This is a genomic window from Reinekea thalattae (assembly GCF_008041945.1).
Classification (GTDB): Bacteria; Pseudomonadota; Gammaproteobacteria; order Pseudomonadales; family Natronospirillaceae; genus Reinekea; species Reinekea thalattae.
This window is the reverse complement of record NZ_VKAD01000001.1, coordinates 2,114,933-2,131,211: the sequence shown is the minus strand read 5'-3', so window position 1 is coordinate 2,131,211 and position 16,279 is coordinate 2,114,933. Positions and strand designations below refer to the sequence as shown.

The 16,279-nt window shown below is 45.9% G+C and carries 13 protein-coding genes; 5 read left to right on the top strand and 8 right to left on the bottom strand.

Annotated features, from left to right (window positions below):
• Positions 1–61: 61 nt before the first annotated feature.
• Genes ubiB through ubiE form a run of 3 tightly spaced genes read right to left on the bottom strand, consistent with a single transcriptional unit; the run spans position 62 to position 3,068 of the window.
• Positions 62–1,678 (bottom strand): ubiquinone biosynthesis regulatory protein kinase UbiB, encoded by a 1,617-nt coding sequence (gene ubiB, locus FME95_RS09740; protein ID WP_147714191.1) that lies wholly within the window; start codon positions 1,676–1,678, stop codon positions 62–64.
• Complete coding sequence (locus FME95_RS09735) at positions 1,675–2,283, bottom strand: ubiquinone biosynthesis accessory factor UbiJ (RefSeq protein WP_147714190.1); 609 nt, start codon at positions 2,281–2,283, stop codon at positions 1,675–1,677. Before FME95_RS09735 ends, ubiB begins: the two co-directional genes overlap by 4 nt.
• On the bottom strand, positions 2,280–3,068 hold the full coding sequence (ubiE, locus tag FME95_RS09730; RefSeq protein WP_147714189.1) for a bifunctional demethylmenaquinone methyltransferase/2-methoxy-6-polyprenyl-1,4-benzoquinol methylase UbiE: 789 nt from the start codon (positions 3,066–3,068) through the stop codon (positions 2,280–2,282). Before ubiE ends, FME95_RS09735 begins: the two co-directional genes overlap by 4 nt.
• A 138-nt stretch (positions 3,069–3,206) precedes the next feature.
• Here ubiE and hemB point away from each other — a divergent pair, with 138 nt between their 5' ends.
• The 3 genes from hemB (at position 3,207) to rho (ending at position 6,093) form a co-directional block, all read left to right on the top strand.
• Complete coding sequence (hemB, locus tag FME95_RS09725) at positions 3,207–4,202, top strand: porphobilinogen synthase (protein WP_147714188.1); 996 nt, start codon at positions 3,207–3,209, stop codon at positions 4,200–4,202.
• Between the two features lie 122 nt (positions 4,203–4,324).
• The gene (gene trxA, locus FME95_RS09720) at positions 4,325–4,651 is read left to right on the top strand and encodes a thioredoxin TrxA (RefSeq protein ID WP_147714411.1); all 327 of its coding nucleotides are present in this window, start codon (positions 4,325–4,327) and stop codon (positions 4,649–4,651) included.
• A 185-nt stretch (positions 4,652–4,836) separates the two neighbouring features.
• Positions 4,837–6,093 (top strand): transcription termination factor Rho, encoded by a 1,257-nt coding sequence (gene rho / locus FME95_RS09715; protein WP_147714187.1) that lies wholly within the window; start codon positions 4,837–4,839, stop codon positions 6,091–6,093.
• 345 nt (positions 6,094–6,438) lie between these two features.
• Here rho and FME95_RS09710 read toward each other — a convergent pair whose 3' ends face one another.
• Positions 6,439–7,344: a hydrogen peroxide-inducible genes activator gene (locus tag FME95_RS09710; protein WP_147714186.1), complete on the bottom strand. Its 906-nt coding sequence runs from the start codon at positions 7,342–7,344 to the stop codon at positions 6,439–6,441.
• Between the two features lie 170 nt (positions 7,345–7,514).
• Here FME95_RS09710 and ahpC point away from each other — a divergent pair, with 170 nt between their 5' ends.
• Both ahpC and ahpF read left to right on the top strand, forming a co-directional pair.
• Positions 7,515–8,078 carry an alkyl hydroperoxide reductase subunit C gene (gene ahpC, locus FME95_RS09705; RefSeq protein WP_147714185.1) on the top strand — a complete coding sequence of 188 codons (564 nt, stop codon included), beginning with the start codon at positions 7,515–7,517 and terminating at the stop codon, positions 8,076–8,078.
• 126 nt (positions 8,079–8,204) lie between these two features.
• On the top strand, positions 8,205–9,761 hold the full coding sequence (gene ahpF / locus FME95_RS09700) for an alkyl hydroperoxide reductase subunit F (protein WP_147714184.1): 1,557 nt from the start codon (positions 8,205–8,207) through the stop codon (positions 9,759–9,761).
• A gap of 85 nt (positions 9,762–9,846) precedes the next feature.
• On the opposite strand, the gene FME95_RS09695 is transcribed toward ahpF, so the two are convergent.
• The 4 genes from FME95_RS09695 to FME95_RS09680 form a co-directional block, all read right to left on the bottom strand.
• Positions 9,847–11,148 (bottom strand): sulfatase-like hydrolase/transferase, encoded by a 1,302-nt coding sequence (locus FME95_RS09695; RefSeq protein WP_147714183.1) that lies wholly within the window; start codon positions 11,146–11,148, stop codon positions 9,847–9,849.
• A gap of 20 nt (positions 11,149–11,168) precedes the next feature.
• The gene (locus FME95_RS09690; protein WP_187265494.1) at positions 11,169–13,097 is read right to left on the bottom strand and encodes an ABC transporter ATP-binding protein; all 1,929 of its coding nucleotides are present in this window, start codon (positions 13,095–13,097) and stop codon (positions 11,169–11,171) included.
• A gap of 9 nt (positions 13,098–13,106) precedes the next feature.
• Positions 13,107–14,933 carry an ABC transporter ATP-binding protein gene (locus FME95_RS09685; protein ID WP_187265493.1) on the bottom strand — a complete coding sequence of 609 codons (1,827 nt, stop codon included), beginning with the start codon at positions 14,931–14,933 and terminating at the stop codon, positions 13,107–13,109.
• Between the two features lie 357 nt (positions 14,934–15,290).
• The gene (locus FME95_RS09680) at positions 15,291–16,277 is read right to left on the bottom strand and encodes an ABC transporter permease (protein ID WP_147714180.1); all 987 of its coding nucleotides are present in this window, start codon (positions 16,275–16,277) and stop codon (positions 15,291–15,293) included.
• Positions 16,278–16,279: the final 2 nt, after the last annotated feature.

Sequence of the window (16,279 nt, the reverse complement as noted above, 5' to 3'; positions counted from 1 at the left end):
CGTTAACATCTATTGTCGTTAACAACCAGCTTCTGTGCTGCAGCCATGCAAGCGCGACAGGCTAAGGCCATAAAAAAATCAGTGCGGCAGCAGCTAGCGCCAGCCACTGCTCTGTACTCAAGCTATCAGGCAATACTGGCCAAGCTAAACCTGCCAGCACAACCACCAGCGCTATCCAACGTCGCCGCTCAATTTTTTTAGCTTTAACGACGTTAGCGTTCAATTGTTGCAGTTGCGCTTCGATGTCGTGATTCTGCTGCGGTCGTTGCTGTAATTGCCGCAGTGCTTCATAGGCCAAATCTGGTACATGCGGCGCTTTAGCAACCCAGCTTGGGCCATGCGATTTCAACATCTCTAAAAACCGCTTAGGGCCAACCTGTGTTTTCACCCAACCTTCTAAAAACGGCTTGGCGGTTTGCCAAAGATCTAACTCTGGATACAGCTGGCGACCCAAGCCTTCAATGTTTAATAGGGTCTTTTGCAGCAATACCAACTGCGGCTGTACTGTCATATCAAAACGGCGAGCGGTTTGAAACAAACGAATCAGTAACAAACCAAAGGATATTTCTGAGATCGGCTTTTCAAAAATAGGTTCGCAAACACTGCGGATAGCGGCTTCAAACTCTTTTACCTTGGTTCCCGCCGGAACCCAACCAGATTCAACATGAAGCTCGGCCACTCGATAATAATCACGATTAAAAAACGCCAATAGATTTTGCGCTAAATAGCTTTGATCTTCTGGCGACAATGAACCAACAATGCCGCAGTCGACACCAATATAGGTCGGCGACTTCGGGTTAGAAATATCGACAAAGACGTTGCCCGGATGCATGTCGGCATGAAAAAACGAATCTTTGAACACCTGCGAGAAAAACACCTCAACGCCACGCTCACCCAAGACTTTAAAGTCGATATTGTGGGCTTTTAACGTCTCAAGATCCGATACTGGCGTGCCATAGATACGCTCAAGAACCAACACTCGCTTAGCGGTATATTGCCAATAGACTTTCGGGACGTAGAGCTTACCTTCAGCTAAGGTATTACGCCGCAAAGTAGCCGCATTAGCTCCCTCACGCAAAAGGTCTAGCTCATCAAAAATAGTTTTTTCGTAATCTTCGATTACTTCGATCGGGCGCAAACGGCGACCGTCGGCAAAGCAATTGACAGCTCGAGCGAGCCATTTCATCAACCGAATATCTTTGCCGATGGTTTTATCAATGCCTGGCCGAATAACTTTAACCACCACCTCTTCGCCGCTGTGCAGACAGGCTGAGTGCACCTGTGCAATAGAAGCTGAGGCTAGTGGCTGACTATCAAATCGGCTAAACAGTTCGCTAATCGGTTTGGCCAGTTGCTGCTCAATAATGTCTTGCGCTTGCTGGCTAGAAAAGGCCGCCACTCGGTCTTGCAGATAAGCTAATTCATCTGCCATTTCATCTGGCAGTAAATCTCGGCGAGTCGATAATATTTGGCCAAACTTAATAAAGACTGGGCCTAAATACTGTAGTGCTAAACGAAGCCTTCGGCCTTCAGGTGCTTTAGCCCGAAAAAACCAGCGCGCTGGCCAAAACAGCAGAGCAAGGCGAACATACCAAGGTAATGTCACTATAGTTAGCAAGGTATCCAACCGATAACGGCTGATCGCCCAAGCTATTTTTAACGGACGCATTAAACTCATCCATTAAAGCCTTTGAGGGATGTTTTTACTTTATCTGCCAACTGTTCGATATCGCCTTTAGCCCGTTGCGCGGTGCTAAGAACAAAGCTTTGTATTTGCTCTGGCGCTGGTATATCGATACCTTCTTGAGCCATATGAGCTTTGGTGCGTTGCAACGATACCCATTGGTTTTTGGCAACTGAGGCCATGAATCGCGCACCATCGGCAATTAGGTGAGCCGGTAAATCACCTAGCTTATCGCCTAGCGCCATTTCCCAGTCGACATCCAAATTCGCTAAAACATCCTGAATGCCAAAAAAGGTTCGAGTATCGCCTTCGATGTTGATCGGGTGATTGATCATCGCTTCGGTACGATCACTGGCTTTTAGTACTGCTAGTAGATCCTTAGCTTTGCCCGATACCTTGGCATTAAAAGGCTCTACGGCGGTCGGTTCAATCATAACGAAGCCGTCACGTTCGATCAGGATGCTAACACTCAGGCTCGGCTCTTGCAGCGCCAGCACCAAGTTGCATTCACCCAACTGAGTTAATTTTTCTTGCGCTTGGCTATCGTAGCTCAGCGCTTCGTTGATGATTTTTTGCAGTGGCAACAACCATTCGCTCATGGCTTAACCCCTCGGTGCAAGGCAACAATACCACCGGTTAAATTATGGAATTGAGTGCGACTAAAGCCAGCCGTTTCCATCATCCCTTTTAGGGTTTCTTGATCAGGGTGTTTACGAATGGATTCGGCTAAATATTTGTAACTTTCTGAGTCGTTAGTGACCAGCTTGCCCATAATCGGCAAGGCAGTAAACGAATAGAAGTCGTACATTTTACTCAGTTGACGTGATTTTGGTTTAGAAAACTCCAATACCAATAAGCGTCCACCGGGCTTTAAAACTCGGCAAAACTCCGCCAGCGCGGCTTCTTTATGAGTGACGTTGCGCAAACCAAACGCCATGGTGACGACATCAAATTCATTATCAGGAAAGGGTAATGATTCGGCATTGGCTTGGATCACTTCTAAATTACCAGAAACCCCTTTGTTTGCTAGCTTGTCACGACCAACCTTAAGCATAGAGTCATTAATATCCGCCAACACGACTTTGCCTTCTGCACCAACACGCTTGGAAAAAGCGTACGTCAGATCACCCGAACCACCGGCAATATCAAGCACCTTTTGGCCAGCGCGAACAGCTGAAAGCTCAATGGTGTACTTTTTCCAAATTCGATGAATACCAAAAGACATCAAGTCGTTCATCAGGTCATACTTGGCAGCAACAGAATGAAACACATCGGCGACCAGCTTTTCTTTTTCTGACTCTTTAACGGTTTTATAACCAAAGTGCGTGGTCGATTCGTTAGTGTCCTGTTGATCGGGCGTCGGGTTGTCGTGCGCGGAGGTCATGGCGTTACTCAATCTGTTATTTGGCGCTCATTGTAGCCTGTTCGTTTCGCAGCTGCACCCTGCTCAGTAGGCTTTGCGATTTAGCTATCGCCGAGGTAGTCTTGCTGACTTCAATGATGACCACCCTCGGAGAGCTCGATGCGCCGCTTCCCAACTACTCGCCTACGCCGATTACGCAAACATGACTTTTCTCGTCGCTTGGTTCGCGAAAACACATTAGCTGTCGATGACCTCATTTATCCAGTGTTTGTTCTGCCCGGAAAAAACAACCGTCAGGCCGTAGAATCTATGCCGGGTGTTGAACGGTTATCGATTGATCTATTAGTTGCAGAAGCGAAAGAATGGGTGGCTCTCGGCATACCGATGCTGGCACTGTTCCCAGTCACGCCTGATGACAAAAAAAGTCTCAACGCTGAAGAAGCTTACAACCCTGAAGGCCTAGCGCAGCAAGCCGTCAGAGCATTAAAAGAGGCCTACCCCGAATTAGGCATTATGACTGATGCGGCTCTCGACCCATTCACCACTCACGGCCAGGATGGCATCATCGATGAACAGGGTTATGTATTAAACGATATCACCAAAGATATTCTGGTTAAGCAGGCACTGTCTCATGCTGACGCAGGCGCCGATGTTATTGCGCCAAGTGACATGATGGATGGCCGCATTGGCGCCATTCGCCAAGCGTTAGAACAAGCAGATCACTCCGACACAATGATCATGGCCTATTCGGCCAAATACGCTTCAGCATTCTATGGCCCGTTCCGCGACGCCGTCGGTTCAGCGGGCAACTTAGGCAAAAGCAGTAAAGAAACCTATCAGATGGATCCAGCCAACAGCGATGAAGCGCTGCATGAAATTGAGCTCGACATTGCCGAAGGTGCCGACATGGTGATGGTGAAGCCCGGCATGCCTTATTTAGATGTCGTAAGACGCGCTAAAGACACGTTTTCTGTGCCGACTTATGCCTATCAAGTCAGTGGTGAATACGCCATGTTAAAGGCTGCTGCTCAAAATGGCTGGCTCGACGCAGAAAAAACCATGCTGGAAAGTTTATTATCCTTTAAACGAGCTGGCGCAGACGGGATTTTAACTTACTTTGCGGTCGAAGCAGCTAAATACCTGCAAAACCGCTGATTTTATAGTGGTATTAGCCTGTTAATGACAAACCATTTTCTATTATTTTTTAGCCGAAAATATAGACAGTCGAACTCTGACGAGTAAACTGGGCCATTCACACTCTAATGAATATACGAGAAATGAGCGAAAACATTCTTAACGTAACTGACGATAGTTTTGACAACGATGTACTACGAAATGAACACCCCGTGCTAGTAGACTACTGGGCAGAGTGGTGTGGTCCGTGCAAAATGATTGCGCCAGTTTTAGAAGAAGTAGCCGACGAATACGCAGGAAAGCTACAAATTGCCAAATTGAACATCGATGACAACGAAAATACACCACCAAAATATGGCATTCGTGGCATCCCAACATTGATGATTTTCAAAAATGGTGAAGTCGCTGCCACAAAAGTTGGCGCACTATCTAAATCCCAGCTACTTGAATTTATCGAAAGTAACATCTAAGCTAGTCCCAATTGGGTGCTTAGCAACGGCAAGCACCCTACTTTGATCAAGCAAATAACATCTAGACAGAACTCCCTGCTGAGCCTATAGTAAATTTATTGCTAATTATTTTAGCCAGCAAACAATAATTCGAATCAACTAAACCTACCGAGCTTCTCGCTCCTGCCATTTCAAGCCAAATATCTATGAATCTTAGTGACCTAAAAACCAAAGCAGTTCCTGAACTGTTAGACATTGCAAAAAGCATGGGGCTCGAAAATATCAATCGAACCCGCAAACAAGACTTAATTTTCACCATATTAAAGCGCCATGCGAAAAGCGGCGAAGATATTTACGGTGATGGTGTTTTAGAAATATTACAGGACGGATTTGGCTTTTTGCGCTCGGCAGCAGCTTCCTACCTTGCAGGTCCAGATGACATCTATGTCTCACCTAGCCAGATTCGACGTTTTAATTTAAGAACCGGTGATACCATTGCCGGTAAGATTCGCCCACCTAAAGATGGCGAACGCTATTTCGCGCTACTCAAGGTTGATACCATCAACTTCGCGCCGCTAGAAAACGCAAAAAATAAAATTTTATTCGAAAACCTGACACCATTATTCCCTGACAGCCGCCTAGTACTCGAAACCGGTAACGGCGCAACAGAAGATATGGCAGGTCGTATCCTAGATTTAGCTTCACCTATTGGTAAAGGCCAACGCGGCTTGATTGTTTCGCCGCCTAAAGCCGGTAAAACCATTATGCTGCAGAACGTTGCTCAAGCGATTTCTCGCGATGCACCCGATGCCGACCTAATGGTTTTATTGATTGATGAACGCCCAGAAGAAGTGACTGAAATGCAGCGTTCTGTTCGCGGCGAAGTGGTTGCTTCTACATTCGATGAACCGCCTGCTCGTCACGTTCAGGTCGCCGAAATGGTTATCGAAAAGGCCAAACGTTTAGTAGAACACAAGCGCGACGTTATTATTCTTTTGGACTCTATTACTCGTCTGGCTCGTGCCTACAACACTATTGTACCAAGCTCCGGTAAGGTACTGACTGGTGGTGTTGACGCCAACGCATTAGAACGCCCTAAGCGATTCTTTGGTGCCGCACGAAATATCGAAGAAGGTGGCTCGCTAACCATTATTGCAACAGCGCTAGTAGATACTGGCTCTAAAATGGATGAAGTGATCTACGAAGAATTTAAAGGCACCGGTAACATGGAAGTGCATTTAGATCGTAAGATTGCAGAAAAACGAATCTTCCCTGCTATCAATATTCGCCGTTCAGGCACACGCCGTGAAGATAAGCTAACCTCGCCAGAAGAACTGCAACGCATGTGGATTCTGCGTAAGTTATTAGCAGAGATGGAAGATGTTGCGGCTATTGAATTCTTAATTGGTAAATTGAAACAGACCAAAACCAACGATGAATTCTTTAACAGCATGAAAGGCTAATTGCAGCCTTAGCTCATCTAAAAAAGCCCCCAGCTAACGGATCACTCATTTAGTGACTCTCGCTTAACTGGGGGCTTTGGTTCTTTTAGCCGCTTACGCGCGCTTCTTTTTCTCGGCTGGTTTTAGCTGAGCAGTCAGACAAACACAATCACCGTAATAATTATCTGTGTAATTGCAGTCATTCACTGACATGCTGTGCTTAACGGTGTTGGTTTTTACGAGTTGTTTTTTTGAGTCCTGATACTGAGTCATGTTTCTATTCCCGTGGCTGACCCGAGTTAGTATTTAGCACTCAGATGAGATTAGCTATCGCTTAAATTAGCAGCTCAGCATCGAAAAAAACGATCAACTCTGTGCATTTAGCGACAGCTGACCAACAAACAATTTTTTCAGTAATTCAACACTCGATAAGCCGGCATAATTAGGCCTGACAATGAAAGCAAGGCGACGGTGCGGCCCTTGCTCTGCCAAACGAAAAGCTCGCAACTCAGGGTTGTGCGGTAACAAAAAAGGCAACGCCATTTCTGGTACCAGCGTGGTCCCCATCTTACCTGCCACCATTTGAACTAGCGTGTACAGGCTGGTTCCGGCGAGTGTTTTCTCATTTTTAGGGCGTGGTATTTTGCAAACATCTAACGCATGGTCGGTTAAACAATGACCTTCTTTTAACAATAACAGCTTAGACTTTTGCAGCTGCTCACGATCGATACTATTCACATCTGCTGGTTGCAGATCTTTATGGCTCAGTGCAAAAAAGTCTTCCTGCCAAAACTCAAAACACAGAAGACCGTCGGTATCAAAAGGCAATGCCAAAACCGCCGTATCGAGCTCGCCTCTTTTTACTTTTTCAACCAGGACCGAAGATTGCTCTTCGACGATGGTTAGCTCTAAGTCGGGGTAAGCACTGCGTAAGGCGGGTAACACTTGCGGTAGCAGATAAGGGCCAATGGTCGGGATTGCACCTAAACTCATCGGCTGACTCAACGGTTTGGTGTGGCTTTTTGCCAGCTGCTCGATATCATCAATCTGTGTCATCACCTGCTGAGCTCGCTCTAATATCTGCTCGCCAAGCGGGGTCAGCAAAACCTTTTTGTTGTCTCGCTCAAAAATCTGTACATTAAGCTGCGATTCTAGTTCTGATATTGCTGAACTGAGCGCCGACTGTGATACGTTACACAGCTGCGATGCTTTTCTGAAGTGACGTGTTTGCGATACAGCGAGTGCATAATTGAGCTGTTTTAGCGAAATCATATAGATGAACCGAATCCTAGAATACTAAGTGCTTTATACATTCGAAAAAATCGAACATCAATATTTAATAATTCTAATTCAACAAAGATTCAAACAACCTTATTATCCTCATCAATGCTGATCAATGTTTTTCAGCCTAATTAAACTAACTAAGCTAATGGAGTATATGCATGTCTATTATTAATAAAGAGATCCCTCAGTTTACCGCTGAAGCGTTCCACAATGGTGAATTCAAAACCATTTCATCAGAAGACGTTAAAGGTAAATGGTCGATCTTCTTGTTCTACCCTGCAGACTTCACCTTTGTTTGCCCGACTGAACTTGAAGACATGGCTAAAATTTACGACGAACTAAAAGCCCTAGATGTTGAAGTTTACTCTGTTTCTACTGACACCCACTTCGTTCACGCTGCATGGCACGAACACAGTGAAGCGATTGGCAAAATCAACTACCCAATGATCGGCGATCCGACTGGCGCGATCACTCGTGGCTTCGACATCATGATCGAAGAAGCAGGCCAAGCATTACGTGGTACTTTCTTAGCAAACCCAGAAGGTGTTGTTAAAGTTGCTGAAATCCACGACCTAGGTATCGGTCGTTCTGCAAAAGACATGCTACGTAAAGTTAAAGCGGCTCAGTATGTTCAAAACCATGACGGCGAAGTTTGCCCAGCAGCATGGGAAGAAGGCGAAGCAACTCTAACGCCTAGCCTAGACCTAGTTGGTAAAATCTAAGCTAGTTCGATAGCTAAAAGGCGGCTATTCAGCCGCCTTAATTTTTTAACAAACATGATTTTAGACAATACGTCTTTTTAACTATGCGTTAAAACGTAGGGTCTACTGCACTTTAAAGGTTTAACCATGTTAACGAACGACATTTTATCTGCACTTAAAAGCTACACAGCAAATCTTTCTCGCTCTGTTAGCCTGGTATTAAACACAGGCGAACACAGCAAACGCGCCGAACTTGTTGATTTTTTACAAGGCTTCGTTTCTGCCTCCGACAAACTCAGCTTTGAAGAACGCGACATCAGTGATGTTGCACGCAGTCCCATTACCTTCCAAATTGAAGTTGACGGCCAATCCACCGGCATTTTATTTTCTGGTATTCCCGGTGGTCACGAGTTTAATTCTTTAGTCTTGGCGGTTTTACATGCTGACACCGAGCCACAGAAACTCGACGAAAACATTAAAAGCTTAGTACGCAGCATCAGCGAGCCGCTTAAATTTGAAGTCTTCATCAGCCTTTCTTGCCACAACTGCCCAGAAGTTGTGCAGACGCTGAACCAATTTGCCGTACTTAATCCAAACATCCAATCAGAAATGATCGATGGTGGATTATTTAAAGAAGTCATTGAAGAGCGAAATATTCAAGGTGTGCCGTCGGTTTATCTCAACGGTGAAAGCTTTGCCAACGGTAAGATCGATACCGCTCAAATTATTGAAAAACTCATTGCTCAGTATCCGAATATTGCGCAAGCAACGGCACCAGCAGAGCAGCTACCACTGCAAGATTCCGTCGTAATTGGCGGTGGCCCAGCCGGTGCTGCAGCGGCTATCTATTTAGCACGTAAAGGCTTGGCAGTTACCATTGTTGCTGACCGTTTTGGTGGTCAGGTACAAGATACGATGGGTATCGAAAACCTAATCTCGGTTTCTAAAACAACAGGCCCTGAGCTTTCTAACAACCTGTTGCAACATATGAACGACTACAACATCACTAAGCGTGAGCACTTCCGTGTTGAGTCAATTGAAAAAGGCGACGTTAAAAAAGTCACTCTTTCATCTGGTGAAGTTATCGAAGCCAAAACCATCATCATCGCTACTGGTGCTAAATGGCGTGAACTTGGTGTTCCTGGCGAAAAAGAAAACATCGGCCAAGGCGTTGCTTACTGTCCACACTGTGACGGCCCGTTCTTTAAGGGTAAAGACATTGCGGTTGTCGGTGGTGGTAACTCCGGTATCGAGGCGGCTCTGGATTTAGCCGGTATTGTTAAGTCGGTAACCGTTTTAGAATTTGCGCCGGAATTAAAAGCTGACCAAGTACTGATTGACCAAGCTGAAAAGCGCGACAACATCAGCATTATTAAAAACGCAGCAACAAAAGAAGTCGTCGCCGAAGGCGGTAAAGTTATTGGTATCGATTACCAAGACCGTGCCACCAGCGATATTCGTCGCGTCGACCTTGCTGGCGTCTTCGTACAAATTGGTTTGGTGCCTAACAGCTCTTTCTTGGAAGGCGTTGTTGATCGTACTGCCTATGGCGAAGTTGAGATTAACGAAAAAGGCGAAACCAGCGAGCCGGGCATTTATGCCGCTGGTGATGTCACCACCGTGCCTTATAAGCAAATCGTCATTGCCATGGGTGAAGGCGCGAAAGCAGCCCTTGCCGCATACGACTACCTACTGCGCGGTTAAGTAATAAAACAGCTAAGAGCTTAGCTTCTTAGCTGTGTACCTTCTTCATTAGCACCACCTTGTGACTTGAAGCTCAGGCTTCAAGTCACTTTTTTATCGCCTGATAAATAGCCATGATATTAGCTTCAATCACCAATTCTTGATTAGACTTACCATCGGCGAATAAATCCTCATGTTCATAAGGATCTGTCGCTAAGTTGTAGAGCTCAGACTCAGCATCCTGTTTTTGCAACAGCTTATAATCACCCTGACGAATCGCCCAACCATAAACATTGGCTCGCTGCTGCGAACTCGCGACTCCAAAATGTTCAACATAAATATAATCTCGTGCGCTCTTATCGCCATAAAGTGCCGGACTAAAATCAAAGCTATCTGGCTGGCTCACTCGAACTCCAGCTAAGCTGGCAATGGTACTAAACAGATCCGATGTTTGTACTAAATCGGTCATGCGACCGGGCTCGATATTGGGGCCAGAAACAATAAATGGCACATGCACGCCACCTTCATAGATAGAACCCTTGGCTCGTTTAGCGCCATAAACGGAACGCGCTACTCGGCCAGGCGTACCGTTATCACCGATAAACATAACGATGGTATTTTCACGTTCATCAGCCGACATTGAAGCCAGTAGTCGGCCGATTTCTGTATCTAATGCTTGCAGCATGGCGTTGTAATAGGCGGTAGGGTTTTTATTGATATCCGCCTGAGTGCCACCAGTTAAGTCAGTCGCGCTGTGTAGATCGCTCGGAGGCAAATGGAATGGTGTATGCGGCGCAGTATAGGCTAGCCACAAAAACCAAGGATTTTGCTGTTCGCCAATCCAGCTTAAAGCCTGATCGGTAATGGCTGTGGTTGCGTATTCATTTACCGATTCCTCTTTACCAGCGGACACCGCCGTCCAATGTTGATAGTCTTTCAATGAACCGCTGAACAAGCCCCAAAATTCTTCAACACCTAAAGCAGCTGGGTGGTCGAAGCCTTCATCCATTCCAGCCAAATGCCACTTGCCGATTACATTGGCACTGTAATCGGTGTCAGCGAGGAGATCGAAAAGACTGGGGGTATCAGTCGATAACCCCTGTGCATTAAGCTTGGTAATGGCCGAACCAACACCGGTGCGAAAACCATATTGGCCCGACATAATCGTCGCCCGTGTCGGTGAGCACAAGGGCGCTGCATAGGCATTTTCAAACACCTTGCCACGCTGACACATAGCCTCAATGGTGGGCATATTCGCCTGTTGATCGCCCAACGAATAACAAGCAGAGGCATCGACACCCATGTCATCAGCAATAATAAGCAAAATATTGGGTTGATCGTCGGCGCTAACAACACTGGCTAGCAGCGAAAACACAACCAAGATTAGCCCACTAGGATGAACACTCATTATCGTACCTCCTGCTTTTGTTATTGAGTCAACAAGGATGCCTGCTGCTCAGTCTGAAATTGTTTTTGATAGAGCCCATAATAAACACCCTGCTTATTCATCAAAGCCTGGTGGTCACCTTGCTCAATCAACTCGCCCTTATCGATTACCAAAATTTCATCGGCCGCGCGAATGGTCGATAGTCGATGCGCAATGACAAAGCTGGTTCGGCCTTTTAAAACCGCCTTTAAGCTTTGCTGCAACAGATGCTCAGTTTGTGTGTCAACCGACGATGTTGCCTCATCCATAATTAATATCTGTGGATTATGAATAATGGCACGAGCAAAGGAGATTAATTGCTTTTGCCCAGTCGATAAGTTGTTGCCACCTTCCTGAACCTGCGTTTGATAGCCATGTTCCATCTTCATGATCAACTCATGCGCGTTGACCGCCTTCGCTGCAGCGATCACCTCTTCATCGCTGGCATCCAACTTACCGTAGCGAATATTAGACGCAACACTGCCAGTAAATAAGAACGGCGTTTGCAGCACAATGCCGAAATTGGATTGCAACCAGGCCAAACTGCGCTGACGATAATCGAGACCATTTATTTTAAGCTCGCCAGACGTCGGTTCATAAAAGCGAGCCAATAAATTCACGATAGTCGATTTACCACTGCCGGTTGCACCAACCAATGCGATGGTTTTGCCTGCCTCTGTTTTAAAATTAAACGACGACAACACCGGCTCGTTTTGTTTATAAGCAAAACTCACATCATTGAATTCAATGCTGCTTATAGTCTCATCACCACCATCAATGACATTACTACCGGCCGCCATCGCATTCACCATCTTTTGGCGCACGTAGTGCGAATCGCTGATCTCTGGCTCAACATCCAGCAGCCCAACCACTCGCTCGACACAGGCAGTGGTTCGTTGTAATTCTGCTAATTTTCCAGAAACCTCTAACATTGGATCCATCAACATTCTGGCATAAGTCATAAAGGCCACTAACGAGCCCAGCGTTAACGTACCAACCAATACCTCGATGCCGCCAAGCCACAGACCAACACCGATGGCGACAGAGATAAACAGATTAATAAACGGATAAAACGCAGAGGTTAACAGCAGGTTGTGCTTCGACTGTTTGTGCATCATCGCGCTATCAACCTTAAATGCCTGCAAATTCTCCTGCTCTCGGTTCAACACCTTGCTGGTTTGAATACCGGCAATACTTTCATTGTAGATAGCGGTGAGCCGGCTGTTAGTGCGCCTAACCTTGCGTGAACTTTTAAGAATTTTGGTATTAAAAAGCCACGCCACTGCGACCAATAACGGGAACAACGCTAAAACGGTCAAGCCCACTTTTAAATCCAACACCAACAACACTGTAAAGATGGCAATGATAAAGGGCACTCCCCAAAATAAATCCAGCGTGCCCCAAGCGATAACTCTGGCAATACGCGCGATGTCTGAAGTCACACGGGACAACAACCAGCCGACGGCATTCTTATCGAAAAACGAAAACGATAAACTTTGTAAGTGCTCAAAGGTTTGTTTGCGTAATGAGTACATCAACTCAGAAGATAGTCGGCCAGTAATACGGATAAACGCACGAATACAGCTGACAAATACAGCAATCATCGCCAAGTACAGCAGCGCATACTTTTGCAAATTAATCTCTGGCCCTAAAGCCACCATGTCATCAACCACCGCTTTAGTTACCAGTGTTAAGCTGGCTTCTATCATGGCGCAACAGAGTGCAAGAAATATGATCTTATGAAATAGTTTTTTATGTGGCTGATAGCACATCCAAAACAATCGTTTCCAAGCACCCTTTTGTGCTGGCGTGCTGTTTTCTGCCGCTCTGTTGTCGATTTGCATCTCTTCCATTTGGCTGTCGGCGCTCTGTTGAGCTGAGGCTGCGTCGTTCGCTGAGCCAGCTTGTACGGTTTGATCTTGAGTATTCATCATCACTCCTTAAACCAAATTCGGCTGATCAGCAGCCTGTTGTTGATCGGCTTGTATTTGCCACAACTGTTGATAAAACCCTGGCCGAGATAGCAACGCTTGGTGACTGCCACTATCAACCAAACAACCATCTTGCATCACAAAGATACGGTCGGCCTGTTGGCAAACACTGATGCGGTGAGTAATGATCAGCAGCGTCTGTTCACCTCGTTTTTTATGCAGGGCTGAAATAATTTTATGCTCCGTATCAGAATCAACGGCACTTAAGGTGTCGTCCAATACCAGCATTTTTGCTTTTTTAAGTAGCGTTCTCGATAACGTCACGCGCTGCTTTTGACCGCCGCTTAGGCTAACGCCACGCTCACCAATAAGGGTTTGATAACCCTGTTTAAATGCTTTAATTGTGTGGTGCACCGAAGCATCGCTGGCCGCGGTAACCATCTGCTCATCGGTTGCCAACTTATGCCCCAGCTTAATGTTATCGCGCAACGAGCGACTGAATAAAAACGGCTCTTGCAATAAAGTGCTAATGCGCTGACGAATCTGTTGACGCGCAATACGATTCAGCTCGATACCACCAACAGTGATGGAACCCTGTTGGTAATCTTGCAGACGCATCAACAGTTGGATCAAAGTTGACTTACCGGCGCCCGTTGGGCCAACAATGGCAATGGTTTCGCCGGCCGCAACCTTAAAGCTGACATTGTTTAATGCCGGTTTTTGCTGATCAAATGAAAAGCTTACCGAATCAAATTCAATATCGGCGGTAAAATCATCTGGCAAATCAACCAACGATTGCTGTTCAACTTCTTCTGGCGCATCCAATATTTGCTGAATGCGATTGATTGCAACCGTTGCTTTACCGGCTTCACTCAACTCCTCACCCAACTGACGAATTGGCCAGATCAGCATGTTGATGTAACCGATAAAGGCAAAGTAGGTTCCGATCGAGACATAATCATTCACCACCAGCCAACCGCCGCCAAACAGCAAAATAGCATTCTGACAAAAACACAATATGTCAGCCGTCGACCAAAAGTTAGCGAGCATGCACAGCAGTCGGTAATTCAAATCACTGTATTTTCGATTGTAATGATCAAACTTGTCACACTCATGCTGTTGCCGTGCGAACGCTCGAACAACGCGAATGCCGGTCAGGTTTTCTTGCACAATCGTCGTCAGCTCACCTTCTGCGTCATCGACCTGCTGAAACAAACCTCGAATTCGAACATAGAACGTACAAGCAAAATAAATTACTACCGGCACTAAAAATAACGACAACACCGACATCCAAACATGCTGCATAAACATCAACGGAACCATGATCAGCGCCAACACGACCGTGCGGCCGATGTTCATCACCTGCAATGTTAAAAATTCACGCAAGGTATCGATATCCGATGTACAGCGTTGCACTAGGTCACCGCTATCGGCTTTGCTGAGGTAACGTTCATCTAATTTATGCAAATGCTCAAACAGACGATTGCGCAGTGTTTGAATGGTATCTTCACACGCCGTTGCAGCGAGATAATCTTTTAAGTACATGAATAGCCCAGCAAAGGCAGTGACCAAGACAATGGCCAACCCGGCCATCAGCAGTTGCTCGGGCTTTTCGTGGACAGAAGTAAAGAGTGCAAAAAGTTGCGCTGTTAAATCACCATCAACAGCTGCGCTGTCGCTGACAATTTGATCGATAGCGATACGGCCAATGGTAGGTACCAAATACAAAAAATAACTGGCTAAACCAACACTTAACACCGAACCCAAGTAATACCATTTTTTTTGTTGTATCAGGTTCAGTAAAAAACGATTTTTGTGTTCAACGTGCGTATTCACAATTAAAAATCCCTTAAATTTATTGTTTGCGGGATTTTTATTCGAAAATAAAAAAGCCCGCATAATGCGAGCCTTGAATACAATCAAATAACCCGCTTTGCTACGGGCCAGTTTGCAAAAATCTGCCCGTTAGCAATAACCTTTAGGCGCAAAAAATGCGCTAACGATGATGTAGCTTAAGATGAAACTCATGGAGGATGTCCTTGTTAAATCTGCTTGATCATAAGGTTGCCATTCGGGTTTCTGCACGAACCATTCGAGCAGTGGTAAGCAATTTAGGCTAGATCATTTTTTATTGCAAGTACAAAAAAGAAAGCCCGCATATAGCGGGCTTTAAATCTAAGCGGTTATCAAAACTTACTCACGCTCTTTAACGTATGGTCTACCAATGGCCTTCGGCGCGATAGCGGTTCCGATAAAGCCACCGAGTAACACAACGGTTAGGATATAAGGCAGCGCTTCAATTAATTGCACTGGAATTTCTACACTACCAATCATCGCACCCTGTGAGCGGTCAGCAATGGCCTGCAATATGCCAAACATCAAACAGGCTAACAAGGCTCCTCGAGGACGCCACTTACCAAAGATCAACGCCGCCAAAGCCATATAGCCTTTACCAGCTGACATGTTCGGTAAAAACTGTGCTGTTACGGCAACCGACAAGTAAACACCAGCCAAACCCGCTAAGGCACCACAGATTGCTAACGCCATATAGCGCATACCAACAACCGAAATACCTGCGGTATCAACAGCGGTTGGGTTTTCACCTACCGCCCGCAAACGCAAACCAAAACGTGTTTTAAATAGTACAAACCACGACAGCGGTACCGCTGCTAACGCTAAATAAACCAATAAAAAATGGCCTGATAACAACTCAGAATAGATGCCGCCAATAATGGGCACATCTTTCAGCTGCTCAGCAAAAGGAAATACGATCGTAGTAAAACGCGCATCGATATTCTCTAACGCATTCACTAGGTTTGGCGTATTGCCACCCTGATGGAACCAAAAATTACCCAACGAGGCGGTTAGGCCCATGGCTAAAATATTAATTGCCATGCCAGAGACAACTTGATCACCTCGGTGTGTCACGGTTGCAAAGCCATGCAGCATGGCTAATGAAACAGACACTAAAACGCCGACAATTAAACCCATCCAAGGAGAGTTAAATACGTAAGCTGCGGCAGCTCCAGCAAAGGCACTGGCTAAAATTTTGCCTTCAAGGCCAATATCAACAACACCCGAACGCTCAGAAAACAAGCCTGCTAACGCAGCAAAAATAAGCGGCGTCGCAACTCGTAAAGTCGCATCTAAAATTAGAATAACGGTTTGAAAATATTCCATCT